Raw genomic sequence first — 24444 nt, 5'->3', positions numbered from 1 at the left:
AAGCGCCCTGCCGTACCGACGGCCTGGAGTCACCTGGCCCGCCCCCGATCGCCTCGCCGTCGCTGTCGGAAAGCGCCATAGTACGAGATGTCCGGTGCGCCGCCTCAGTTGGCCGGCCCTTGACCGACCACAGTGGACCGTACCGGGGGTTTAGGGCGTTTTGGTTGCTCCGGTAGACTCCGCCGACTGTGACGCCTGCCGAGTCCCGCGCCCTGCCCGCGCCGCACACGGAGGCGGCACCCGACTCCGCCGAGCTGGTGAGCTACCGCACACCGGTCGGTATGTTCGCCGGCCCACCCGCGCTGACCGTCCCCACCACGACACCGGCCGAGCCCGAAGCGCCGGCCGAGCCCGAAGCCCCAGCCGAGCCCGAAGCGCCGGCCGGGCCTGGGGCACCGTCTGAGCCCGCAGCGCCAGCCGAGACCGCAGCGCCGTCTGAGCCCGCAGCGCCGGCCGAGCCTGCGGCGTCGACGGACGGCGCGACGCCGGCCCGGTGGCGTCGGTGGACCCGTCGTCGGCAGCATCTGGCGGTGGGCGGGCTGTTCCTGCTCGCCGCGCTCTGGGTGACCAGCCGGATCTGGCTGGACCCGTCCGGCCGGGTGGCCTCGCTCTACACCGGCGACCCGGCTCAGGTGCAGTTCTTCCTCGCCCACTCGGTACGCGTGGTGCTGCACGGCGAGTTCCCGTTCTACACCGAGCAGTTCAACTACCCGGACGGCGTCAACCTGATGGCCAACACGGCCGTGCTGGCGCTGGGCATCCCGATGGTCCCGGTGACGCTGTTGTTCGGGCCGGCGGTCTCCTTCGTGGTGCTTGTCACGCTCGGCCTCGCCGGCACCGCCATGGCCTGGTACCTGATGCTCTCCCGCCACCTGGTGCGTACCCCGCTGGCGGCGGCGGTCGGCGGCTGGTTCTGCGGGTTCTCCCCGGCGATGCTCTCGCACGCCAGTTGGCATCCGAACATCATCAGCCAGTTCCTGCTGCCGTTCATCGTGTGGCGGGCGCTGGTGCTGACCCGTTCGACGAGACCGGTTCGGGACGGGGCCCTGCTCGCCCTGCTGGTTTCCGCGCAGGCGTTCATCAACGAGGAGATCCTGCTCTTCACGGCGCTGGCCTGCGGGGTGTTCCTGCTGGCGGTCCTGGCGCAGGAGCCGGCCCGGTGGCGGGCGGCGTGGCGGCCCCTGGGCGTCGGCGTGGCGACCTGCGCGCTGCTGGCCGGGGCGCTGCTGGCGTACCCGCTCTACGTGCAGTTCGCCGGGCCGATGGCCTACCACGGGCTCAGTGACGCGGTGCAGGACTACGGCAACGACATCGCCGCGTTCTTCGCCCCGGGCTCGCCCACCCTCGGCGGCAACCAGCGCGCCAACATCAACCTGGCGCCGAACTACTCCGAGGAGAACGCCTTCTTCGGTTGGAGTCTGTCGATGATCGCCATCGGCATCGTCGTCTGGCTGCGCCGGGAGTTGATCGTTCGGGCGCTCGCGGTGACGGGTGTGTTCTTCGCCGTGCTCTCCCTGGGCGAGCGGGTGTCCTGGTGGGACCGCGAGCTGATCACCGGGCCGTGGCAGTGGTTGGTCCACCTGCCGCTGTTGGACGCGGTGGTGCCGACCCGGTTCGGACTGATCACCAGCGTGGTGGTCGGTCTGCTGTTGGCGCTGGCCGTCGAGCGGGCCTGGGCGCTGCGCCCGGCCGACCGTCGTACCGTGCGCGTGCTCACCGCCGCGGGCCTGGCCTTCGCGCTGCTGCCTGTCGCACCGATGCCGCTGCGGATGGTCTCCCGGCCGCCGGTGCCGGACTTCATCACGGCGGACCGGTGGCGGGCGTACGTCGGGCCGGACCAGACGCTGGTGCCGATCCCGGTGCCCAGCATGGGCAACACGCACGGCATGCGGTGGGCGGCGGCCACCAACCTCGACTTCAAGATCCCCGGCGGTTACTTCCTCGCGCCCCGCAACGGCAACACCGGTGACGCGGGCCGCTTCGGCGGTCGTCCCAGCGGGGTGGGCCAGATGCTGGAGGAGGTGGCGACGACCGGCCGTACGCCCAAGTTGGACGACCGGCAGCGTCGGCGCTTCACCGACGAGTTCCGGCACTGGCACGCGGCGATCCTGGTGCTGCCGGTGCGGCAGCAGAACGCGGAGCCGCTGCGACGTACCGTCGAGGAGTTGGTCGGCCCGGGCCGCCAGGAGTTGGACGTCTGGGTCTGGGACGTGCGAGCGCTGACCGACCGTTCGGTCTGATGACCATCGGGACGATGTCCCCGGACACCTCGTCCCCGGCGACTCTCGACACCTCCCGGCCGTCCTGGCTGCGGGACGCGCTGGTGGTGGCCGGCTATCTGGGCCTCGCCGTCCTGGTGACCAGCGGGCAGTGGGGCCGCCCCTGGCGGCTCTTCCACCAGGCGGGTGACCAGATCCTCTTCGAGTGGATGTTGGCCCACGCGGCGCATGCCGTGGTGGAGGGGGAGAACCCGCTCTTCAGCACCCTGTTGAACGCTCCCGACGGGGTCAACCTGATGGCGAACACCTCGGTGCTCGGCCTGGGTGTTCCGTTGACACCCGTCACAGTGCTCTTCGGCTCACAGGTGGCGTTCTGCGTGGCGGTCGTCTGCTGCCTCGCCGGGACCGCCGTCGCCTGGTACGTGCTGCTGCGTCGCCGGCTGGTCGGCACCCGGGCGGCGGCCGTGGTGGGTGGGCTGATCTGTGGCTTCGCCCCGGGCATGATCGCCCAGGCGGGCGCGCATCTGCACATCGCCGCCCAGTTCCTGGTGCCCGCGATCCTCGCCCTGGTGTTCCGGCAGGCGTCGGACACGAGGCGGTCCGACGTGTGGCGGCCCGGCGTCGGCCTGGGACTGCTGCTCGTCTGGCAGGTCTTCATCGGCGAGGAGGTGCTCGTCTTCCTGGCGCTCGCGGCCGGGGTCTTCGCGGTGGGTTACGCGCTCGCCGACCGGCAGGCCGCGCGGCGGCTCGCGCCGGCCCTGTTCGGCCGGCTCGCGGTGGCGGCCGGCGTGGCGGCGGTGCCGCTGGCGTATCCGCTGTGGTTCCAGTTCCACGGCCCGCAGCACTACGCCGGGATGGCGTTCGCCACGCAGGGCTTCCAGTTGGACGTCGCCTCGTTCACCGCGTCGGCCCGGCAGACGGTGCTGGGCGACGACTGGCTGCCGGGGCTGCTCTCGCCGAACCCGACCGAGGAGAACTCGTTCTTCGGCCCGGGTCTGCTGGTGCTCGCCGTGGTGATCGTGATCTGGCAGTGGCGACGACCACTGGTCCGGGCGCTGGCCGGCTGCGGCGTGGTCTTCGCCCTGATGTCGCTCGGCGACGAGTTGCGGGTGGACGGTGCGGCGACCGGCATTCCGGGCCCGTACCGGGTGGTCGGCGCGTTGCCGCTGCTCGATCTCGCGGTTCCGGCCCGGTTCGCGCTGGTGTGCGTACCGGTGCTGGGTGTGCTGGTGGCGCTGTCAGTGGACCGGGTCCGGGCCGCGCGCGGGACGAACGTGGCGGGCGGCCTGCCGGTGCGGCTGCTGTGGGCCGGTGCGGTGGCCGCCGCGTTGCTGCCCCTGACGCCGACGCCGATCCGCGTGGTGCCGGTCGCGCCGGTGCCGGCGTTCGTCGTCGACGGCGGTTGGCGTCCGCTGGTGCCGCCCGGCCGGACGGTTGTCGCGGTGCCCCCGGTCACCGGTGCCGGGCGGAGCCCGGTGATGCTGTGGTCGGCGCGTACCGGGCTGGGGTTCGCCGCGCCGGGCGGTTACTTCATCGGACCCAGTGGACCGGACGACCCGGCGGCCCGGTGGGGCGCGCCGGACCGGCCCACGTCGGTGCTGCTCCGGCAGGTGGCCGAGACCGGAGTGGTGCCGGTGCTCACCGACGCCGACCGTCGTCAGGCGGTGGAGGACCTGCGGCACTGGCGGGCCGCCGTGGTCGTCGCCGGGCAGTTGGAGCACGGTGACCCGGTCCGCCGCACTGTCGACGACCTGCTCGGCCCGGGCCGAGCGGTCGACGGCGGTTGGGTGTGGGACGTCCGGGACCGCGTCGGCTGAGCCGGTCCTCGACTAACCCACCAGGGCGCGGACGTCCCAGACCCAGACGTCGTCGACCCGCTGCGGTGGCCCGATCAGGGCGGTGACCAGCTCACGGAGCACCGCCTCGCGGGGGTGCGCCCCGAGCACCACCACCGACGCCCGCCAGAACCGCAGGTCCTCGACGGCCTGGCGGCGGTTCTCGTCGGTGAGCGCCGGGACCACACCGCTGTCCATGGTGGAGTAGATGAGCGAGCTGGTCGGTCGGTTCGGCGCACCGAAGACCCCTTCGCCCAGCTCGTTCGGCCCGATGAAGTAGCCGCCCGGCACGGGGAACTCCTGCCCGGTCAACGCACTCCAGCGCAGCGTCGGCAGGCCGTGCACGTTGCTCGGGATCGGCACCGGCACCAGCGTCCGACCCGCCGGAACGTACGGCCGCCAGCCGCCCGCGGTGATGAAGTGCGGTGGCGGGTCGATCTGCTGGGCGGGCAGCGGCCGCGGGAAGAGTGGCAGCACGGCGAGGACGACCGCCGCGTACCCCACCGGACGCAGCCACCGACGGCGGGCCGCGACCGGGGCCGCCTCGGCGGCGCGCTGGGCCGGCACCCGCGGCGGGTCGGCCACCGGACGCCCCTGCCGGTGCGCGGCGTCCCAGGTCAACGCCAGCAGGACGCCCACCGCTGCGGCGACCACGAGCGTCAGCCGGGTCGGCATCATCATCTCGACGAGCGGCAGGTCGTCGGACACGTACGACCACGGGCCGCGGATGCCGGTCTCCACACCGTCGAAGCGCACCCACGGCCCGATCGCGGCCACGCTGAACACCACGATGAGCACCGCCACGATCCGGGTGGCAAGCGAGCGGCGGACGAGGAGCACCAGAGCCACCACCGAGAGCAGCACCAGCGGCCAACCGAACCAGGTGTTCTGCTCGGTCAGACCGATCGTCTTCTCCACCGCCGGGTCACCGGCCCAGGTGTCCCGGGCGAAGGTGACGAAGGCGACCAGGTCCTCGCCCCAGTTGTGGAACACGCCACCCTGGAGCCCTCGGTAGGACTGCGGGCCGTTGAACTGGAACCAGATCGGGTACGCGGTGAGCACCAGGGCCAACCCGCCGGCCACGCCGAGCCCGGCGAGGAACGTGCCGGCGGCGGCCCGGGTGGCCCGGGGTCGCTGCACGGCGTACGCCAGCACGATGACCAGGCAGGCCAGCGCGGTGAGCAGCAGCATCTCCTCGTTGATGAAGATCTGGTACGCCACCAGCGCGCCGAGTACGAGCCCGTTGCGTCGCCAGCGACCCGGCTCACCCAGGGTCAGCACCCGCACCACGATCAGCGGGAGCAGGAAGTTGGACACGAAGTTCGGTTGGCCGTTGGCGTGGTGGATGATTCCCGGCGCGAAGCCGAGGAACGCGCCGCCGACGAACGCCGCCGCCCGGGAGCGCACCAGGTGGCGGGAGAGCATCCAGTACCCGGTGCCGGCGGTGGCCGCCAGCGCCGCGCCCAGGTAGAGCGCGTACATCACCTGGGGGCCGAGCAGCATGGTCAGCGGGGCCAGCGGCAGGGTCACCCCGAGCAGCGAGGTGTTGGCCATCATGTTCACCCCGTCCGGGGCGTTCTGCCGGGCCGTGAACAGCGGGTTCTCCAGGTGCCGCACCGAGTACGCGCCGTGCGCGAACAGCCATTCGAACCAGCTGTGATCGGTGGGCAGGTGTGAGGAGACCCGGTTGGTGACGTCACCCCAGTAGTTGAGGCAGACGAAGACGCCCAGCAGCACATAGGCTCCGAGGGCCAGCAGGTCGGCTCGAGCCGGACGGCGTCGAGGCCGCCGTGTGGACTCGGCCTCGGCCGGATCGGCGTCGGTCAGGGAATTCAGCGAAGGGTCTACCACCGGCACAGCCACGACGCGCCATCGTACAGGCGGGGTTCCGTCGCTTTTGCCGGCCCGGTGCGCTGCCGGTCGGTTTGCCGCACGGCGATCCGTCGGCCAGCCTTGATGCTGACGGAAGGACGGTCGATGTCGATCATCGAGCTGGGCGAGATCCGGGACGAGCCCGCGTCGGCGCCTCCGGTCCGCCGCCCGCGCGCCGCCGGTCGGCCGCTGCGCAGTGCGGCGGTACTGGTGTTCAGCCTGGTGGTGCTGGCCGGCGCCACACCGCCACCGCAGCGGACGGTGAGCGTGGTCCCGGCGTTGCAGACGGCCACCGCGTACCTGGCCGGGGACGGCGTCTTCGTGGTCGACCCGCCGACACCCGACGGGGCCCGTTACCTGACCTCGTACGCCCGGCCGGCCCCGACGGGCGGCGCGGTGCGGCGGCGGTGGCAGGCGCCGCTGGCCCGCACCGGCGACTACCTGGAAGTCCGTGTCGAGCAGGGGTTGGTGCTGGCGATGGCGGTCAACGCCCCGAACCGGCAGTTCCAGACCACCGCCTTCGACGGCGCGACCGGCCGGCAACGATGGCAGCAGCCCGGTGCCCCCCAGCTGACAAGCGGCGGTGGCCTGCTGGTGGCCGACGACCGGGAGGACGGGTCGGGTGCGATGACCGGGGTCGAGCCCGACACGGGGCGGGTGCTCTGGTCGGTGCCGGTCCCGCCGGCCGCCAGCCCCACCTACCACCTCACTGCCGGAGGGCAGGTCGACAGGTTCGTGCTCCTGCAACCGTCGGGCGAGGTGCAGGTGTACGACGCCGGCACCGGGCAGTTGCTGCGCAGCGTCGACACGCTGCCCGGTGACCGGTCGGCGTACCAGCGGGTGCAGGTCGTCGACGACCTGCTGCTGCTCGTCCCGCCCGGCAGCACCCGACTGGTGGCCTTCGGGCTGGCCGAGTTGGAACCACTGTGGACCTCCGACGTGACCCTGGTGTCCTATGTGCTGGCCTGCGGTGACCTGCTCTGCGCGGTACCGCAGACCGGCGGCCTCCAGGTGCTCGATCCCGCCACCGGCGCGGTGCGCTGGTCGGACGCGGGCCAGGACAACCTGGCCGATGTCCGCTACGGCCGGTTGCTGATGGCCAGGCCCGGCCGGGGGTACACGGTGCGGGACGCCGCGACCGGACAGGTCCAGGTCGAGTTGGGTGCGTGGAGCCTGCTGCCGGTGCTCCGACCGGACGATTCGCTCGTCGGTGCGCGGCGGAGCGACGGCGGTCGGTTGGTCGTCGCCGAACTCGACCTGGTGGCTGGCCGGACGCGGATCGTCGACGTGTTGCCGGGCATCGCCGGCAGCTGCCAGGCGTCCCTGCCGGTCCTGCTCTGCCAGCGTCTCGACGGCACCACAGCGCTGTGGAGGTTGACGCGGTGACCGACTCGGTGATCGACCTCGGCGAGCTGCGGCACGGCCCGGACCCTGACCCGTTGCCGCGCCCACCACGGGCCCATGGTCGCCCGCTGCGCTGCGCGCTGGTCCTGCTGCTCGCGCTCGGCACGCTCGCCGCCGCCGCGGTGCCGCCACCCCGGCGGGCACCGGTGACGCTGCCGGCCCAGCCCGGGTCCGACGTCATGGTCGACGGTGACCTCATCCTGGTCATGGAGCCGGTCAACGCCTCGACACGGCAGGCGCGGCTGGCCGCGTACCGGCTGCCCGACGGCGAGCCGGTCTGGCAGGCGCCGCTGTCGGCGGCGGCCCGGTACTGGGGCGTGCGACCGCTTGCCGGGATGCTGCTGGCCACCGGGTACGAGATCGGCCCGGAGGGTCGGGACACACTCACCCTCGCGCTCGACCGGGCGACCGGGGCGTACCGGTGGCAGCAGCCGGGCATCGCCCAGGAGCTGATCGACGGCAACCTGCTACTGCGGAGCGGCGGCGAGACCGAACCGACCAGTCTGCGCGCCGTCGACCCGTGCTGCGGGACGCTGCGCTGGCAGCTACCCCCCACCACCGCCGAGGTCAGCATCCGGGACAACGGGCACGGGGTGGACCGGCTCGTGCTCAACCAGGCGAACGGGCCGGTCGAGGTACGCGACGCCACGAGCGGTGCGGCGATGGCCAGCGCCGAGATGCGCCCGCCCGGTGGTGCACGGCTGGGCATCGATCTGATCGACGACCTGCTGCTGGCCACCGACAAGGGCTCGGGCACGATCAACGCGTACGGGTTGGACCGGTTGGACAGGCGCTGGACCCGCGACAGCGGCCCGGTCGAGTTCGCGCTGGACTGCGGACCCGTCGTGTGTCTCCGTACCGGTGGCAACGAGTTGCTGGCGCTCGACCCCGCGACCGGCGACGTGCGCTGGCGCAGTGACCGCTGGTTGTGGGGCTGGCCGTACGAGAACCGGCTGATGGCCAACATCAGTGGCTTCGGCCCGATGGAACAGTACGTCGTGGTCGACGCGCTGACCGGCAGGCAGGTGGCCGACCTGGGCAAGTGGGAGCTGTACCAACTCAGTGACGGCGGCCGGCTCGTCGGCATTCGTCGGCATCCCGACGGCGGGGAACTCGTCAGCGAGTTGGACATCGCCGCCGGGACGGTGCGCATCGTCGACGTGCTGCCCGACGCCACCGGTGAGTGTCAGGCGATCACCGGTTACCTGGTGTGCAGTGCCCCCGCGACCGGCTTCTACCAGCTCTGGAAACTGGCCGACTGATCACCAGTTGGCCTGGGCGGGCGGCGGGGGCAGCGGCACCGACGACTGTCGCAGCACGTACGCCACCCCGCCGCTGCCGCGCTGCCAGACCGCCTCGAAACCCCGACGCGGCACGGTACGACGGACCGCGTCGTCGTCCGGGGCGTACGGGTCGTTGAGCACCGGGTCACCGTCGGCGGTGAAGCCGACGAGCACCATCAGGTGTCCTCCGGTGTCGTACCCGAGCCCCGGCACCTCGTCGGCCCGGAACGCGGCCGAGACGATCAGGGGGATGCCGGCGGCGACGAACGCCTCCGCCTCGACGAGCGACCGGAGTCGGGTGACGAACGCGTCCACCCCGTGCAGACCGGCGTACGCGGTGTTGAACGGCCAGTTGCCGGCCCCGGCGTACGCGTGGTCGTAGCAGTGCCGGGCGGCGTGCACCACCACCGGCCGGGGGCCGGACGGCTCCACCCAGGCGAAACGGTCCGGCGTCGGCCCGGCACCCCAGTAGGCGAGCACCATCGAGGTGCAGGTCGGGCTGCACCAGGAGTCGCCGCCGCCACCCCACTGCGGGTACTGGCCGGCGTGCAGCCGCTGCGAGTAGCGGGGCACGTCCAGCGCCCGCCCCCAGGCGGGGGACGGGGTTGGCTCCGGCGCGTACCACTGGTCGGGGGTCGTGGGTCCGGTGGCGACCGCGCCGATGCTGCGCAGCACCGGGCCGGTGGGGCTGCCGGCGGGCCGGTACAGGGTCACCCGGGCCTGCCAACCGGTGACCGTCGCCCCGGTCACGATCAGGGTGTCGGTGTCGACCCGGGCGGCGCTGTCGCGCTGCCCGGGCACCGAGGTGCGTCGTACCGCGTGGTCGTCGCCCGCCCAACGAGCCAGCCGGTACCAGTCGGTGCGCGGCGCGTCGTCGTGCCAGCCACGCAGGTCCACCTCGATCCAGCAGCCGTCCGGGGTGTCCGCCGTCCAGGACGGCACCACCTCGGCGACGGCGAAGCCGACCGGCACCGGCGGCGAGGTCCAGGTGCCCCGCGCGGCGACGTCGTCGAGGGCGAGCCCTCGGCCACCGGCGCGCACGCCGTCGCCGCTCCCGGCCGTCGTGTCGGCCGGCAGGTGGAAACCCCGGTAGGCGATGTCCCGCCGGGTGGGTGGTGCGGTGGTGGTCATGCCAGGTCCGTCCGTCGCTCGGTGCCGCCGGCCAGCATCGCGTACGCCGCGCTGGCCCGCAACGCCGCCCGGCGCGGACGGCGAGGGACGATTGTTGCCGGCCGGCACTAGGTTGTCGGTGGTCAGCAGCGAGGAGGCCGGGATGCGGGTACTGGTGGTCGAGGACGAGCGCAACCTCGCCGACGCGATCGCGCGCGGGTTACGTAAGCGGGGGATGGCGGTCGACGTGGCGTACGACGGCGACGCCGGCCACGAGGCGGCATTCGTCACCCGGTACGACGTCGTGGTGCTCGACCGCGACCTGCCCGGCGTACACGGTGACCAGATCTGCGCCGACCTGGCGGCCTCCGGGGCGTTGACCCGGGTGCTGATGCTGACCGCCAGCGGAACGGTGGCCGACCGGGTGGAGGGGTTGCAGCTCGGAGCTGACGACTATCTGCCCAAACCGTTCGCGTTCGACGAGTTGGTCGCCCGGGTGCAGGCGCTGGGCCGTCGGGCGACACCGGCCGCGCCACCGGTGCTCGAACTGGCCGACCTGGTGCTCGACCCGGCCCGCCGGGTGGCCACCCGCGCCGGTGTGCCGATGGACCTCACCAACAAGGAGTTCGGGGTGCTCAGCGAACTGCTCAAGGCGCGGGGCGCGGTGGTCTCCAGTGAGGAACTGCTGGAACGGGTCTGGGACGCGAACACCGACCCGTTCACCACCATCGTCCGGGTCACCGTCATGACGCTGCGAAAGAAGCTCGGTGACCCGCCACTGATCGAGACGGTGGTGGGCGCGGGGTACCGCACGGCCGAGGTGGGGGCATGAGTCGCCGGCTGCGGCCGACCCTGCGGTTGCGGTTGACGCTGCTCAACGGTGTGCTGCTGGTCGGGGCCGGAGCGATCCTCGTGGTGCTGGCCTGGCTGCTGGTCCGCGACGCGCTGCGACCCACCGACGAGCTGGTGCCCGGGACGATCGTGTCGCTCTCCGACGGCCGCAAGATGGACGCCGCCGAGTGGCAGCAGCAGTTGGTCGATGCCGCCTCCGGGGAGCTGCTGGCCAAGGGGCTGGTCGCGCTGTTGGCGATCAGCGTCGTCGGGGTGGCCGGCGCGTACGCGGTGGCCGGTCGGGCGCTGCGCCCCCTGCACCAGGTCACCGCGACCGCACAGCGCCTCGGTGAGGCGACCCTGGACCAGCGGATCGGTTACGCGGGCGCCGACGACGAGGTGGCCGAGCTGGCCAAGACGTTCGACGCCATGCTGGACCGGATCGCGTCCGCGTTCGAGGCGCAGAAGCGTTTCGTGGCGAACGCCTCGCACGAGTTGCGGACGCCGCTCGCCGTGATGCGGACCGAGATCGACGTGACGCTCAGCGACGGCGACGCGGACGCCGCCGAGTACCGCCGGATGGCGACAGTGGTCCGCGACGCCTCCGAGCGGGCCAACGGCCTGGTGGACGCGTTGTTGGTGCTGGCCCGCAGTGAGGCGCAGGCCGGGCGGCAGTTGGGCCGGCGGACCGAGTGTGATCTGGCCGCGGGGACTGTGAACGCGCTGTCGGCGATGCGTCGCGAGGTGGAACGGATCGGCCTGCGGGTGCAGACGTCGCTGGAGTCCGCGCCGGTCGTCGGCGACCCGGGTCTGCTCGACCGGTTGGCCGGGAACCTCATCGAGAACGCGGTCCGCTACAACCATCTGCACGGGCGGCTCTGGGTGCGTACCGGCACCGACGGCGACCGGTCCTGGCTGGTGGTGGGGAACACCGGTTTCGAGGTGGACCAGGCCGACGTGCCGGGCCTGTTCGAGCCGTTCCGCCGTGGTGGCCGGGAGCGTACCGGCGCCCGTGGCTCCGGTCTGGGGTTGTCCATCGTCCGGGCGGTGTGCACCGCGCACGGCGGCACCGTTCGGGTGGTCGCACAGCCCGGCGGTGGCCTGGAGGTGACCGTCACCCTGCCGTCGGCGGACGCGCCGGCGGTGCCCGGCACCGTGGTGCCCGCTGGCTGAACGGGGTTCGCCCGGACCAGGGCAGCACCACGTCACCACTCTGGAGGTTTACTGTGAGTTCGACGATCCACAACATCAGCATCGACTGTGCCGACACGTACGCCCTGGCGGGCTTCTGGTCGCAGGTCTTCGACTGCCCCCGGCAGCCCGACGACTTTCCCGGCGACCCGGAGGCGATGCTCCTGCCGCCGGGTGGCCCGGAGGTGCTCTTCATCGCGGTGCCCGAGGGCAAGTCGGTGAAGAACCGGCTGCACCTGGACCTGCAACCCGCTGACCGGACCCGGGCCGAGGAGGTCGAGCGACTGCTCGGCGTCGGCGCGACGCTCGTCGCCGACCGCGTCAGCCCGACCGGCGGAGGGTGGGTGGTGCTAGCCGACCCGGAGGGCAACGAGTTCTGCGTACTCGGCAACGCCGCCGAGCGGGAGGCCGCGGCGGCAGCGCGGGCCGCGGCAGCGGCGCCTGCCACGTCGGAGGTTGCCGAACCGGCCTGACCGTCGACGTACGGCACCGGGCCCCGGCCACCAGCAGGTGGTCGGGGCCCGGTCTCGTACCGATCAGGACTGCTGCTCGACCTGGCCCCGGATCGCGGTGAACTCGGCCTTCGCCTGGTCGGCGGACTTGAAGTACATGACCACCATGCCCAGGCTGCCCCGGTCGGCCCAGACGCAGATGCCCAGCGGCACGGTCTCGGCCTTGCCGTCGCCGCAGCGCGCCTCACCGCCGAGCGGGCCGGCGTCGACGGCGGTCATCTCGCTCACTGTCAACTGCTTGCGCAGCCCGTCGACGTAGGCGTCGAGCTCCTTCTTCGGGTCCGTCAGCAGCGCGGACACGCCGGCGATCATGACGAGGTCCTGCTTGGTCGGGTCGCCGTAGAAGGCACCGACGGTGCTCGTCTGGTTCTTCGCCGCCGACTTCATCCCGCGCACCAGCTCGTCGGCGGCGGTCTGCAGCTCCGGGTTGGTGAGCTTCGGCCGGCCGGCGAGGGTGGCCGGTGCGACCACCCGGGTCTTCGTGGCGTCGAGCGCCTCATTCACCGGGCCCTTGGCGACGGCCCAGATGATCGCCGCGCCGCCGACGCAGAGCACCAGCACCACTGCCAACACGATCAGAACGATCTTGCCGACCTTCGACTTCTTCGCCGGAGGCGGGCCGCCGGCGAAGTTCGGGTCACCGTACGGCTGACCGGGCTGGGCCGGCGGGAAACCGGGCTGCGCGGGCGGGAAACCCTGCTGCGCGTACGGCTGACCCGGCTGTGCGGGCGGGTAACCGCCCGGCTGCTGCGGTTGTCCCTGCTGCTGCTGCGGCGGCGGCCAACCGCCAGGCTGCTGGCCCGGCTGCTGCGACGGGTCGGGGGAATCGTGCGGCGGGCCGTAGGGATTGGCCGGCGGCTGGGACATCAGTCAGCTCCAAGATGGGGGTGCAGAACGCGTGATCCTAACCCGGTACGTGAACCGCCGTTGCCCCTGCGTAGAGCCGCATCCGACGGTCACCTGATCACAAACGGTCGCGGTGGCCGGTCCGTCCTCGAAGGACGGTCCGACCACCGCGACGGTGGCGCTGCGAACTCGTCAGGCCGGCAGGCTCGCCGCACCGCGCGGCAGGAACCGCTGGCCGGTGACCCGCTCGGACGTGCCGGTCCGGTCCAGGTACGGCGTCACGCCACCCAGGTGGAACGGCCAACCGGCACCCAGGATCATGCACAGGTCGATGTCCTGCGCCTCGGCGACCACACCCTCGTCCAGCATCAGCCGGATCTCCTGCGCGAGCGCGTCGAGCGCGTTCTGGCGTACCTGCTCGGCGGTCAGCGGCTGGTCACCGACCACGAGCAGCTTGGCGACCTCCTCGTTGACCTGGTCGTCGACAACGATCGGCCGACCGGAGTCGGCGATCCGCTTGAGGTTCTCGCTGACCCCGAACCGGTCCGGGTACGAGGCGTGCAGGGTCCCGCCCACGTGGTACGCGACTGCCGGCCCGACCAACTGGAGCAGGGCGAGCGGACGCATCGGCAGGCCCAGCGGGTCCAGTGCGCTGTTCGCCACGTCCAGCGGGGTGCCGGCGTCGACGGCGGCGAAGACGGTGCCCAGGAAGCGGGTGAGCAGCCGGTTCACCACGAATGCCGGGGCGTCCTTGACCAGCACGCTCGACTTCTTGAGCTGCTTGCCCACCGCGAACGCGGTCGCCAGGGTGACGTCGTCGGTGCGCTCGCCCCGGACGATCTCCAACAGCGGCAGCACCGCCACCGGGTTGAAGAAGTGGAAGCCGACGACCCGCTCCGGGTGCGCCAACTCGGCGGCCATCTCGGTGATCGACAACGAGCTGGTGTTGGTGGCGAGCACCGCCTCCGGGGAGACGATCTTCTCCAGCTCGGCCCAGACCTGCTTCTTGACGCCCAGGTCCTCGAAGACCGCCTCGATGACGAAGTCACAGTCAGCGAACGAAGTGAGCTGGCCCGGCGTCGACGCGGTGAAGGCCTCTGCCTTCGTCGTGCCGCTGACCAGGCCGTACAGCTTGGCGGCGGTGCCCTTGTCCATCCGGCCCTTGGTGACGGCCTTCTCGATCTGGGTGTGCACGTAGCCGACGCCCTTGTCGACCCGGGACTGGTCGAGGTCGGTCAGCACCACCGGCACCTGGAGGCGGCGGGCGAACAGCAGCGCCAACTGGCTGGCCATCAGACCCGCGCCGACGATGCCGACCTTGGTGATCGTCCTCGCCAGGCCCTTGTCCGGTGCGCCGGCCGGGCGCTTGGCCCGCCGTTGCACCAGGTCGAACGCGTACAGGCCGCTGCGCAGCTCCTCGGAGAAGACCAGATCCGCGAGGGCCTCGTCCTCGGCCGCGGTGCCGGCGGCGAAATCAGTGTCCTTCGCCGACTCCAGCAGGTCCAGAGCCTTGTACGCGGCCGGGACCGCGCCGTGCAGCCGCTGGTTGAGCGTCTCCCGGGCGAAGTAGAGCACGCCCGCCCACATGTCCTTGTCGACCTCGGGTCGGGTCACAGTGACCTGACCCCGGACGACACCGGCCGCCCACTCCAGGGACCGCTCCAGGAAGTCCGCCGGCTCCAGCAGGACGTCCGCGATGCCCAGCTCGGCGGCCTGCTTCGGCTTGAGCATCTTGTTCTGCATCAGCGGGTTCTGAATGATCACCTGCGTCGCGGCGGGGATGCCGATCAGGTTCGGCAGCAGTTGGGTGCCGCCCCATCCGGGCACCAGACCGAGGGAGACCTCGGGCAACGCCAGAGCCGCCGCGCCGCCGGACAGCGTCCGGTAGTGGCAGTGCAGCGCCAGCTCCAGGCCACCGCCCATCGCCGCGCCGTTGACGAAGGCGAAGGTGGGGACGGTGCTGTCCTTGAGCCGGGCGAAGACCCGGTGGCCCAGCCGGCCGATCTCCAGCGCCTGCGCGCGGTCGGCGAGCTGCGGCAGGCCGACGATGTCCGCGCCCACGCAGAAGATGTACGGCTTGCCGGTGACCGCGATGAACGCCGGGTCGGCGGCGAGCGCGGCGGTGATGGCCTCGTCCAGGCTGGCCAGCCCACCCGGGCCGAAGGTGTTCGGCTTGGTGTGGTCGAAGCCGTTGTCGAGTGTGATCAGGGCGGCGGGCCGGTCCAGGCCCGGCACGTTCACCTGGCGCAGCAGCGCCCGGGTGACGACCTCGTTCGGTGCCTTCACTTGTTGCCACCCTCCCAGTGCGGGTTCTCCCAGATGACAGTGCCGCCCATGCCGATGCCGATGCACATCGCGGTGACGCCGTAGCGGACCTCGGGGTGCTCGGCGAACTGGCGGGCCAGTTGCGTCATCAGCCGCACGCCGGAGGAGGCGAGGGGGTGGCCGATGGCGATCGCGCCGCCCCACTGGTTGACCCGGGCGTCGTCGTCGGCGATGCCGAAGTGGTCGAGGAAGGCGAGCACCTGCACGGCGAACGCCTCGTTCAGCTCGAACAGGCCGATGTCGTCGATGCTGAGCCCGGCGAGGCGCAGCGCCTTCTCCGTCGACGGGATCGGGCCGACGCCCATCACCTCCGGCTCGACACCGACGAAGCCGAACGACACCAGGCGCATGGCGACCGGCAGACCCAGCTCGCGGGCGGTGGCCTCGTCGGCCAGCAGACTCGCTGTGGCGCCGTCGTTCAGGCCCGCCGCGTTGCCGGCGGTGACCTTGCCGTGCGGGCGGAACGGGGTCTTCAGGGTGGCCAGCTTCTCGATCGAGGTGTCCCGGGGGGCCTCGTCCACAGTGGCCAGACCCCAGCCGCCCTCGGCGTCGCGGATCGACATCGGCACGAGGTCGTCCTGGAGCTTGCCGTTGGCGTACGCCTTGGCGGTCTTCTGCTGCGAGGCGAGCGCGAACGCGTCGGTGCGTGCCTTGGTGATGTGCGGGACCAGGTCGTGCAGGTTCTCCGCCGTGGAGCCCATCACCAGCGCGGACGGGTCGACCAGCTTCTCCGCGATGATGCGCGGGTTGGGGTCGACGCCCTCACCCATCGGGTGGCGGCCCATGTGCTCGACGCCACCGGCGATGGCGATGTCGTAGGCGCCCATGGCGATGCCGCTGGCCACCGTGGTGACGGCGGTCATCGCCCCCGCGCACATCCGGTCGATGGCGAAGCCGGGAACGGTCTTGGGTAGCCCGGCCAGCAGGGCGGCGGTGCGGCCGATGGTGAGGCCCTGGTCACCGATCTGGGTGGTGGCCGCGATGGCGACCTCCTCGACCCGCTCGGGGGGCAGCTGCGGGTTGCGACGCAGCAGTTCCCGGATGCAGCGGATCACCAGGTCGTCGGCGCGGGTGTTGGCGTACATGCCACCCGCCTTGCCGAACGGGGTACGGACGCCGTCGACGAAGACGACGTCGCGAACTTCACGGGGCACTTGAGCCTCCTAGCCGAGGGGCACGTCCCCTCGGATGCTACTTGCCAGTAACCAACCCCGTCCCGACCCCCGGCTGTGGCCCACCCCACACCCCGTGGGTCAGGGGAGGGGCGGGGTGGGAGTGGGGGAAGGGGCCAGGGCTTCGGTCAGGTCGGGGTTGAGAAGGCCGATCTGCCACTCGCGGGCGTTGAGGCCGCGCAGGGTCTCCGCCACCGACGCCTCGGTGATCTCCTCCGGTGGGGTCCAGGCCAGCCGGCGGACCGAATCCGGAGTGATCAGGTTTTCCGGCGGAAGGTTGTGCTCACCGGCGATGCGGACCACCACCTCCCGGCAGCGGGCCAGCCGACCGGCCGCCACCGGGTCCCGTTCGGCCCACCGGTGTGGCGGGGGCGGACCCTCCACCGCCGGCGAGACCGGCAGGGAATCCTCCGGCAGTTGCCGGGCGTCGTCGAGCGCGGCCAACCAGGTGCGGGCCAGCCGACGGACCGACCGGCCGCCGAAACCGGGCAGGGTCAGCAGGGTCTTCTCGTCCTTCGGGTCCAGCTCCGCCGCGGCGATGATCGCCGAGTCGGGAAGCACCCGACCGGGAGCGGCGTCCCGCCGGGACGCGATCTGGTCCCGGGCGTACCACATCGACCGGACCCGGGCCTGAGCCCGCGCCCCCCGCAGCCGGTGGATGCCCGAGGTGCGCCGCCACGGCTCCGCGCGGACCCGGGGCGGACGTGCCCCGGTGCGGACCAGCGCGGCGAACTCCTCAGCGGCCCAGGCCGACTTGCCCTGCCTGGTCAACTCGGCGTCCAGCGCGTCCCGCAGGTCGGTGAGCAGCTCCACGTCCAGAGCGGCGTACGTCAACCACGACTCGGGCAGCGGTCGGCTCGACCAGTCGGCCGCCGAGTGGTGCTTCTCCAGGGTGAACCCGAGCAACTGTTCGGTGAGCGCGGCCAGCCCGACGCGTTCGAAGCCGGCCAGCCGAGCCGCCAGCTCGGTGTCGAACAGTCGGCGCGGACGCAACCCCACCTCGGCCAGACAGGGCAGATCCTGGCTGGCCGCGTGGAGGACCCACTCGGCCTCGCCGATCACCGCGTCCAGCGCGCTGAGGTCGGGCAGGGGCAGCGGGTCGATGAGCGCCGTGCCCGCACCGGCCCGGCGCAACTGCACCAGGTACGCGCGCTGGCTGTAGCGGTAGCCGGAAGCCCGCTCGGCGTCCAGGGCGACCGGGCCGGTGCCCGCCGCGAAGCGGGCCACCACCTCGGCCAGCTCGGCCGGGGCGGCCACCGGATCGGGGGTGCCGTCACGCGGGGCGATCAGCGGAACTGGCCCACCGTCGGCCGGGTCGGCCCCCTCGCCCGCCGGCTGCGGCTGGGCCGACGGCGGGTGCTGGGGTGCGTTTCCCGGAAGGTCTTCGGTGGGCCGACGGCGCAGGGGTGGTTCGTCGGTCACCTGCCAACCCTAGTGCGCGCGGAGATCCGACGGGTGCAGCCGGTCCGGCGTGTGTCAAAGAGGTGTCCGCGAAGTGTCAGTGCGGATGCCGACCGTCAGGCTGCGCCGGCCGGACGGCGGTCGGAGAGGGCTGTCACGCCCGGCGGGGGGAGGCCGGCGGTGGAGGCGAGCAGCGCGCACCAGCCGAGCAGGTGGGGGGTCAGATCGTCGTCGACGGGCGTCCAGGACGCGCGGATCTCGATGTCACCGATCGTCGGCGGCCCGGCGAGGTCGCCGAACCGGGTCGACATGGTCTGCGTCACCGTCCCGCCGATGGCCCGGTAGCCGGCGTCCTGGGCGTCCAGCGCGTCGGTCAGCCACGTCCAGCCCACGCCCGGCAGCAGCGGGTCGGCGGCCAGGTCGACCTCCAACTCGGCGGTCACGTAGGTCACCAGCCGCAGGGTGCCCTGCCACGCCTCGTGTCCGACCGGGTTGTGCAGCAGGATCAGCCGGCCGGTGGCCACCTCGTCGTCGTCGCGCAGCACCGTCGCGGCGAGCGCGAACGTGTACGGGGCCAACCGCTGGGGGGCGCCGACCTCCTCCAGGGTGATCTCCGGTCGGGGGGCGGCCGACCGCAGCCCGGTCACCGCGCGGGCGAACGTCTCCGGGAGCGCGATCGGGGGGGCCATGCGGGCAGCCTATGCCGCAGTCCGTCGCCCGCTTCGACGGCGCGCCGACGCTCGTGAAGGGCGCCGGACGTAAGGAACGGTGCCCTTCCTCTCACCCCCACCCGATCGGGGGTGGTGGGCGTGGCACGATTGCGGCGATGACCACGGACACCACGGGCACTGTCGCCCGAGACGGAGATTCCCGCCCCGGCGGACCGGCCGACTCGCCCTTCATCAGGGCCTGCCGACGTCGGCCCGTTCCGCACACCCCGGTCTGGTTCATGCGCCAGGCCGGCCGCTCGCTGCCGGAATACCGGCAGATCCGGGCGAGCGTGCCGATGCTGGAGTCCTGCCGTCGACCGGACCTGGTCACCGAGATCACCCTCCAGCCGGTGCGCCGACACGGCGTGGACGCGGCGATCCTGTTCAGCGACATCGTGGTGCCCGTCGCCGCCGCCGGGGTCGACCTGGACATCGTGCCGGGCACCGGTCCGGTGGTCGCCGAGCCGATCCGCACCGCCGCCGACGTGGAACGGATCCGCCTGATCACCCGCGACGACGTCTCGTACGTGGACGAGGCAGTCCGACAGCTTGTCGTCGAGCTGGGAGACACCCCGCTGATCGGCTTCGCCGGTGCGCCGTTCACGCTCGCCAGCTACCTGGTCGAGGGCGGGCCGTCGCGTACCCACGCGAAGACCAAGGCCCTGATGTACGGCGACCCCGAGTTGTGGCACGCGCTCTGCGGCCGGCTGGCCGAGATCACGTTGGCCTTCCTCCGGGTGCAGATCGACGCGGGCGTCTCCGCCGTGCAGCTCTTCGACTCGTGGGCCGGCGCGCTCTCCGAGGCCGACTACCGCCGCTTCGTACTGCCGCACTCGACCGCCGTGCTGAGCGGGCTGAGCACCGCCGGGGTGCCGCGCATCCACTTCGGGGTGGGCACCGCCGAGCTGCTCGGTGCGATGGGCGAGGCCGGCGCGGACGTGGTCGGCGTCGACTGGCGTACCCCGCTGGACGTGGCCACCGGCCGGATCGGCGCGGACAAGGCGGTGCAGGGCAACCTGGACCCGACTGTGCTGCTCGCGCCGTGGCCGGCCGTCGAGGCCGAGGTGCGCCGCATCCTGGAGCAGGGCCGGGCCGCCCCCGGGCACGTGTTCAACCTCGGTCACGGGGTGCTGCCGGAGATCGACCCGGAGGTACTGACCCGGGTGGTCGCGCTGGTGCACGAACTGTCCAGCCGCCGGGCCGACCAGGGCTGACCGGTGACGCGGCAGCGATGGCGGGTGGCGGTGGTGGGCGGCGGAATCGCCGGGCTGGCCGCCGCGGTCCGCCTCCGCGACCGCGCGCCGGCCGGCACCGAGATCACCGTGTACGAGCAGTCCGGCGCGCTGGGCGGCAAGCTGCGCACCGGGCAGCTTGCCGGCCAGCAGGTGGAGTTCGGCGCGGAGTCGTTCCTGATGCGCGACCCGACCGGCGCCGAGAGTGCGGCGGTGGCGTTGGCCCGCCGGCTCGGGCTGGCCGACAGGATCGTGCACCCCACAGTGGGGCAGGCCGCGCTGGTCATCGACGGAGGGCTGCGCGCCATCCCGGGCGGCACCCTGGTGGGCGTACCCGGGGATCTGGACCGGGTGGCCACCGTCGCGCGGCCGGCCGCGGACGCCGACGCCGACGGCGGTCGGCCGCTGGTCGGGCCCGACGCGGACGTCTCGGTGGGTGCGCTGGTCCGGTCCCGCTTCGGCGACGAGGTGGTCGAGCGGCTGGTCGACCCGATGCTCGGCGGCGTGTACGCGGGCCGCGCCGACGACCTCAGTCTGGTAACCACGATGCCGGCGCTGGCCCGCACGGCCCGGGTGGAACACACCCTGGTCGGCGCGGTCCGGGCCGCGCAGGCCGCCGCGCCGCGCGCGCCCGGCGCCCCGGTCTTCGGCACCCTCGCCGGTGGGCTGGGCACGCTTGTCGAGGCGGCGGTGACGGCCAGCGGCGCGACGGTGCGGCGGGACGCCGCCGTGCGCGAGTTGACAGCGACCACGACCGGTTGGCGGCTCACCGTCGGCAGTACCCGCGATGCGGAGCTGGTCGACGTGGACGCCGTGGTGCTGGCGGTGCCGGCGCGACCGGCGGCGCGACTGCTCGCCGGCCCCGCCCCGGAGGTGGCGGCGGGCGTCGGTGAACTGGACTACGCGAGCGTCGCCCTGGTCACCATGGCGTTGCCGCAGCCGCCACTGCCCGAGCTGTCCGGCTTCCTGGTGCCGAGCACCGAGGGCCTGCTGATCAAGGCGGCGACCTTCTTCACCACCAAGTGGGGGCACCTGCGCCGGCCGGACGGGTTGGCAGTGGTGCGCGCCTCGGTGGGCCGGTACGGCGAAGAGGCACACCTGCAGCAACCCGACGCGGACCTGGCGGCCACCGTGCACCGCGAGCTGTCGGCGGTCCTCGGCACCCCGCTGCCCGCCCCGGTCGACGGGCACGTGCAGCGGTGGGGAGGTGCGCTACCGCAGTACACGCCGGGGCACGCCGACCGGCTCGCCGCCGCCAGGACGGCACTGCGGGCCGCGCACCCCACACTGGTCCTCGCCGGCGCCGGTTACGACGGCGTCGGCATCCCGGTCTGCGTCCGCTCCGGCGAGACGGCGGCCGAAGAGATCATCACAGCACTGGGAGGATCGGCGAGATGACCGAGCAGACCAACGCGGCCCGGTTGCGGGAGCTGAACGACAGCATCCGCTACACCATGTGGTCGGTGTTCCGGGCCAGCTCCCCGCTGCCGTCGCTGCGGGACAACGTCACCGGCGAGGTGGAGTCCCTCTTCGACGAACTGGCCGGCAAGGACGTCGTCGTCCGAGGCGTCTACGACGTCTCCGGGCTGCGCGCCGACGCGGACGTGATGATCTGGTGGCACTCCGCGTCCCCCGACGCCCTCCAGGACGCGTACCTGCGCTTCCGCCGCACCACGTTGGGCCGGGCGCTGACCCCGGTGTGGTCCCAGATGGCACTGCACCGGCCGGCCGAGTTCAACAAGAGCCACATCCCGGCGTTCCTGGCCGGCGAGGAGGCCCGGCCCTACATCTGCGTGTACCCGTTCGTCCGCTCCTACGAGTGGTACCTCCTGCCCGACGCCGAGCGGCGCGAGATGCTCGCCGAGCACGGCAAGATGGCCCGCGGCTACCCGGACGTACGGGCCAACACCGTCGCCTCGTTCGCTCTCGGCGACTACGAGTGGATGCTCGCCTTCGAGGGCGACGAACTGCACCGGATCGTCGACCTGATGCGCGACCTCCGCGCCTCCAGCGCCCGCCGACACGTCCGCGAAGAGGTCCCGTTCTACACCGGCCGCCGCCGCTCAATAGCCGAAATCGTCAACTGCCTGGTCTGACGGGCCCCACCCCCAGCCTTCCGCCCGCCGTTGCCTAAGTCCCCCCGCCCCGGCCCGCGCTCGCGCCCCCGCGATCTTGCACTTTCTGCTGCGACGAAAGGGGCATAAGCCGCTAAGCGGCAACCGAAAGTGCAAGATCGGCGCGCTGGCTGCCTGGACGTGTCGATCATGGAGTTGTGGTGCCCGGTCTGACACTTTCTAGGCGTTTTGTTGCCCACCACAACTCCTTGATCGACGAGGGGCGCGGGGGCGACGAGGCGGCACGGAGGTGGCGGGGGCGGTTTGCTCAGCGTGACGGGGTGGGGTGTGCTGGTGGTGGGAGGGGGCGGAGCATGATCTGTTCTCGGCGTACGCCGTCGGGCATGAGGTCACCTGGCTCGTCGGTCAGGCGGAAGCCGGCGCGCTGGTAGAGGGCCTTCGCGTGCGTGTTGTCCGTCCTGACGGATAGTCGTAGCCGCTCGGCGCCGCGCTCCTGGGCCCAGCGGGCCACCTCGTTCACCAGGCGGTCGCTGCCAGTCGGCGAGCCGGGAGCCGAACGCTTCCGGTGCCTCGGCGAGGGCGGCCAATCGCAGCTCGCGCCAGGTGGGCCAGTCGTCGGGGGTGAGCACCCGGATGTCGATCATGCGGCGATGGTGCCCGGACGGATCGCCGGGCACCACCGCATTTCCACCGTCCGGCGCCGGACCCCCGCCCGGGAGCGGTGCCGGACGGGGATCAACTGGTCGTCGTACAGGAGACCAGCGGAACCGGGTTGCTGCCGTTCCACGAGCCGAGGAATCCGAACGTGGTGCTCGCGCCGGCGGCGAGGTTGCCGTTGTGGTTGACGTTACGTGCGGTGACGAGCGTGCCGTTGGTGCTGACCGTCGCGTTCCACGACGAGGTGACCTGCTGGCCGTTGTTGTAGTTCCAGCTCACCGACCAACCCCGGGTCGGTGAACCGCCGGCGGTCACCTTCACGTCGGCCTGGAAGCCACCGGACCACTGGCCGGTCACCTGGTACGTCGCCGTGCAGGCACCCGCCGGCGGCGGGGTGCTGGGCGGGGGCGTGGTCGGCGGGGGCGTCGTCGGGGGTGGGGTCGTCGGCGGGGGCGTGGTGGGCGGTGGGGTGGTCGACCCGCCGCCGAAGTCGACGTCGCTGCACAGATAGTACGACTGGTCCAGGTGGCTGGCCTGCCAGACGGTGTAGACGATGTGCCGTCCGGTGCGGCCCGGTGCGCTGACCGGGATCTGGATGGAGACACCGCCGGTGTCCTGGTTCCACTGCGAGGCCGGGGTGTTGCCGATCTGGCCCGCCAACTCCAGGTTGCCCCAGCCGAGTGGTTGGGTGGCGGAGTTGAAGCCCTGCTTGGTCACGTACACCCGGATGTAGTCGGCGCCGTGACTGGCCTGGTCGAAGAAGCGAAGCCGGAAGTTGTTCGACACCGCTGTGGTCTTCCAGGCGCCGACGGTGTCCAGCGCGTTGTAGCGGGGGCTCTGGGTGCGTCCGCCGCTGCACAGTTGGCCGTCGGGGACGGCGGCCTGGTGGTTACCGCCCACGCCCTCGCGGAACAGGCCGTTCCAGTTCCACATGGCGGCCGGGTCGGACTGCCAGGCCTGCCAGCACATCGGGTCCTCGGTGGCCATCCGGGGGTTCTGGAAGTCGCCGCCCCAACGTTGCCAACAGCTGTAGTTGCGCGACGCCGGGTCGACCACCGAACCGTGCGCAGAGGCGGGCTGGGCCAGGATGGTGGTCAGTGCGGTCGTCAACAGGAGCGCGGTGGCCGCCACGATGGCGAACAGCCAGAGCACGCGTGGTGATCGGGTGAGTGTGGACATGGAGCCCCCGGGGGGATGAGGTGGGACGTCGACACCCGGATCGCCGGGAGTTGCCCACTCCCGTGCCTGTCGCTGGCTCCCGCGACGGCTCTACCCGGCACCATGCCAGCTCGATAGTCAGTCGTCAATGGCATCGCGCCGCATCGGGGTGTGCGGGATGCCGTCCTCGACGTACTCGGGGCCGCTCACCGCGAAGCCGTGCCGGGCGTAGAACGCGACCAGGTGCGACTGGGCTTCCAGCACGCACGTCCGGTTGCCCACCACCTCCAGCGCCGCTGTCATCAGCCGGCCGGCGTGCCCACCGCCGCGCGCCGTCGGGGCCACCACCACCCGGCCGATCCGGGCGTCGCCGTTCGGGTCGGCCAGAATCCGCAGGTACGCCAGCGGCGCGTCGCCGTCGGTGACCCAGAGGTGACGGGTGCCCGGCTCGACGTCGCGCCCGTCGAGTTCCGGGTACGGGCAGTTCTGCTCCACCACGAACACGTCGACGCGCAGCTTGAGCAGGTCGTGGAGGGTGCGGGCGTTCAGGTCGGCGAAGGAGGCCGTCCGGATCTCGGTGGTCTGCTGGGGCATCCACCGATGGTAGGTCG

General features: G+C 72.3%; 20 protein-coding genes. 10 read left to right on the top strand and 10 right to left on the bottom strand.

The window, feature by feature from the left end; genetic code table 11:
• Nucleotides 1–188 precede the first annotated feature (188 nt).
• Together ABZ406_RS20375 and ABZ406_RS20370 are read left to right on the top strand one after the other, a co-directional pair.
• Nucleotides 189–2240 carry a hypothetical protein gene (locus ABZ406_RS20375; RefSeq protein ID WP_357763778.1) on the top strand — a complete coding sequence of 684 codons (2052 nt, stop codon included), beginning with the start codon at nt 189–191 and terminating at the stop codon, nt 2238–2240.
• Entirely contained in the window at nt 2240–4036 is a 1797-nt protein-coding gene (locus ABZ406_RS20370) for a hypothetical protein (RefSeq protein WP_357763775.1), read from the top strand. The genes ABZ406_RS20375 and ABZ406_RS20370 overlap by 1 nt, the downstream gene beginning before the upstream one ends.
• A 12-nt stretch (nt 4037–4048) precedes the next feature.
• Here the strand turns inward: ABZ406_RS20370 and ABZ406_RS20365 are convergent, their stop codons facing one another.
• Nucleotides 4049–5905 carry a hypothetical protein gene (locus ABZ406_RS20365; protein WP_357763844.1) on the bottom strand — a complete coding sequence of 619 codons (1857 nt, stop codon included), beginning with the start codon at nt 5903–5905 and terminating at the stop codon, nt 4049–4051.
• A gap of 126 nt (nt 5906–6031) precedes the next feature.
• Here ABZ406_RS20365 and ABZ406_RS20360 point away from each other — a divergent pair, with 126 nt between their 5' ends.
• Nucleotides 6032–7312, top strand: coding sequence for a PQQ-binding-like beta-propeller repeat protein (locus ABZ406_RS20360; RefSeq protein WP_357763772.1), 1281 nt, complete (start codon nt 6032–6034; stop codon nt 7310–7312).
• Nucleotides 7309–8592: a PQQ-binding-like beta-propeller repeat protein gene (locus tag ABZ406_RS20355; protein WP_357763769.1), complete on the top strand. Its 1284-nt coding sequence runs from the start codon at nt 7309–7311 to the stop codon at nt 8590–8592. Before ABZ406_RS20360 ends, ABZ406_RS20355 begins: the two co-directional genes overlap by 4 nt.
• Here the strand turns inward: ABZ406_RS20355 and ABZ406_RS20350 are convergent, their stop codons facing one another.
• Entirely contained in the window at nt 8593–9744 is a 1152-nt protein-coding gene (locus ABZ406_RS20350; RefSeq protein WP_357763766.1) for a peptidase C39 family protein, read from the bottom strand.
• A 142-nt stretch (nt 9745–9886) separates the two neighbouring features.
• On the opposite strand from ABZ406_RS20350, the gene ABZ406_RS20345 reads away from it, so the two are divergent.
• From ABZ406_RS20345 to ABZ406_RS20335, 3 genes are read left to right on the top strand one after another with little or no spacing between them, the layout of a single operon-like run.
• Entirely contained in the window at nt 9887–10555 is a 669-nt protein-coding gene (locus ABZ406_RS20345) for a response regulator transcription factor (RefSeq protein WP_357763763.1), read from the top strand.
• On the top strand, nt 10552–11727 hold the full coding sequence (locus ABZ406_RS20340; protein ID WP_357763761.1) for a HAMP domain-containing sensor histidine kinase: 1176 nt from the start codon (nt 10552–10554) through the stop codon (nt 11725–11727). The genes ABZ406_RS20345 and ABZ406_RS20340 overlap by 4 nt, the downstream gene beginning before the upstream one ends.
• 53 nt (nt 11728–11780) lie before the next feature.
• Entirely contained in the window at nt 11781–12218 is a 438-nt protein-coding gene (locus ABZ406_RS20335) for a VOC family protein (RefSeq protein WP_357763758.1), read from the top strand.
• 63 nt (nt 12219–12281) lie between these two features.
• On the opposite strand, the gene ABZ406_RS20330 is transcribed toward ABZ406_RS20335, so the two are convergent.
• The 5 genes from ABZ406_RS20330 to ABZ406_RS20310 form a co-directional block, all read right to left on the bottom strand.
• Complete coding sequence (locus tag ABZ406_RS20330; RefSeq protein WP_357763755.1) at nt 12282–13124, bottom strand: hypothetical protein; 843 nt, start codon at nt 13122–13124, stop codon at nt 12282–12284.
• Between the two features lie 171 nt (nt 13125–13295).
• Nucleotides 13296–15389: a 3-hydroxyacyl-CoA dehydrogenase NAD-binding domain-containing protein gene (locus ABZ406_RS20325; RefSeq protein WP_357763752.1), complete on the bottom strand. Its 2094-nt coding sequence runs from the start codon at nt 15387–15389 to the stop codon at nt 13296–13298.
• A complete protein-coding gene (locus ABZ406_RS20320; RefSeq protein ID WP_357763750.1) occupies nt 15386–16582 on the bottom strand; it encodes an acetyl-CoA C-acyltransferase in 1197 nt (398 codons plus the stop codon). The genes ABZ406_RS20325 and ABZ406_RS20320 overlap by 4 nt, the downstream gene beginning before the upstream one ends.
• 99 nt (nt 16583–16681) lie before the next feature.
• Entirely contained in the window at nt 16682–18022 is a 1341-nt protein-coding gene (locus tag ABZ406_RS20315; RefSeq protein ID WP_357763747.1) for a ribonuclease D, read from the bottom strand.
• A gap of 95 nt (nt 18023–18117) precedes the next feature.
• Complete coding sequence (locus tag ABZ406_RS20310) at nt 18118–18690, bottom strand: DUF3000 domain-containing protein (protein ID WP_357763744.1); 573 nt, start codon at nt 18688–18690, stop codon at nt 18118–18120.
• Between the two features lie 137 nt (nt 18691–18827).
• Here ABZ406_RS20310 and hemE point away from each other — a divergent pair, with 137 nt between their 5' ends.
• The 3 genes from hemE to hemQ are packed head-to-tail and all read left to right on the top strand — an operon-like array spanning nt 18828 to nt 22039.
• On the top strand, nt 18828–19925 hold the full coding sequence (gene hemE, locus ABZ406_RS20305) for a uroporphyrinogen decarboxylase (protein WP_357763741.1): 1098 nt from the start codon (nt 18828–18830) through the stop codon (nt 19923–19925).
• A 3-nt stretch (nt 19926–19928) separates the two neighbouring features.
• Nucleotides 19929–21341 (top strand): protoporphyrinogen oxidase, encoded by a 1413-nt coding sequence (hemG, locus tag ABZ406_RS20300; protein ID WP_357763740.1) that lies wholly within the window; start codon nt 19929–19931, stop codon nt 21339–21341.
• Entirely contained in the window at nt 21338–22039 is a 702-nt protein-coding gene (hemQ, locus tag ABZ406_RS20295) for a hydrogen peroxide-dependent heme synthase (protein WP_357763738.1), read from the top strand. Before hemG ends, hemQ begins: the two co-directional genes overlap by 4 nt.
• A 286-nt stretch (nt 22040–22325) precedes the next feature.
• Here hemQ and ABZ406_RS20290 read toward each other — a convergent pair whose 3' ends face one another.
• From ABZ406_RS20290 to ABZ406_RS20280, 3 genes are all read right to left on the bottom strand, one after another.
• Nucleotides 22326–22538 (bottom strand): GNAT family N-acetyltransferase, encoded by a 213-nt coding sequence (locus ABZ406_RS20290; protein WP_357763735.1) that lies wholly within the window; start codon nt 22536–22538, stop codon nt 22326–22328.
• A 215-nt stretch (nt 22539–22753) separates the two neighbouring features.
• The gene (locus tag ABZ406_RS20285; protein WP_357763732.1) at nt 22754–23854 is read right to left on the bottom strand and encodes a lytic polysaccharide monooxygenase; all 1101 of its coding nucleotides are present in this window, start codon (nt 23852–23854) and stop codon (nt 22754–22756) included.
• Between the two features lie 117 nt (nt 23855–23971).
• Complete coding sequence (locus tag ABZ406_RS20280; RefSeq protein WP_357763729.1) at nt 23972–24427, bottom strand: GNAT family N-acetyltransferase; 456 nt, start codon at nt 24425–24427, stop codon at nt 23972–23974.
• Nucleotides 24428–24444 lie beyond the last annotated feature (17 nt).

Source organism: Micromonospora sp. NPDC005710 (genome assembly GCF_040630995.1).
GTDB lineage: Bacteria > Actinomycetota > Actinomycetes > Mycobacteriales > Micromonosporaceae > Micromonospora.
Note: the sequence above shows the minus strand (reverse complement) of the source record. Positions and strands in the feature narration are given on the sequence as shown.

Coding starts and splice junctions, on each gene's coding strand:
- hemQ (WP_357763738.1), top strand. CDS start 21,338: ATGACCGAGCAGACCAACGCGGCCCGGTTGCGGGAGCTGAACGACAGC.
- ABZ406_RS20330 (WP_357763755.1), bottom strand. CDS start 13,124: ATGTCCCAGCCGCCGGCCAATCCCTACGGCCCGCCGCACGATTCCCCC.
- ABZ406_RS20345 (WP_357763763.1), top strand. CDS start 9,887: ATGCGGGTACTGGTGGTCGAGGACGAGCGCAACCTCGCCGACGCGATC.
- ABZ406_RS20350 (WP_357763766.1), bottom strand. CDS start 9,744: ATGACCACCACCGCACCACCCACCCGGCGGGACATCGCCTACCGGGGT.
- ABZ406_RS20370 (WP_357763775.1), top strand. CDS start 2,240: ATGACCATCGGGACGATGTCCCCGGACACCTCGTCCCCGGCGACTCTC.
- ABZ406_RS20310 (WP_357763744.1), bottom strand. CDS start 18,690: ATGGCCCCCCCGATCGCGCTCCCGGAGACGTTCGCCCGCGCGGTGACC.
- ABZ406_RS20340 (WP_357763761.1), top strand. CDS start 10,552: ATGAGTCGCCGGCTGCGGCCGACCCTGCGGTTGCGGTTGACGCTGCTC.
- ABZ406_RS20360 (WP_357763772.1), top strand. CDS start 6,032: ATGTCGATCATCGAGCTGGGCGAGATCCGGGACGAGCCCGCGTCGGCG.
- hemE (WP_357763741.1), top strand. CDS start 18,828: ATGACCACGGACACCACGGGCACTGTCGCCCGAGACGGAGATTCCCGC.
- ABZ406_RS20285 (WP_357763732.1), bottom strand. CDS start 23,854: ATGTCCACACTCACCCGATCACCACGCGTGCTCTGGCTGTTCGCCATC.
- ABZ406_RS20280 (WP_357763729.1), bottom strand. CDS start 24,427: ATGCCCCAGCAGACCACCGAGATCCGGACGGCCTCCTTCGCCGACCTG.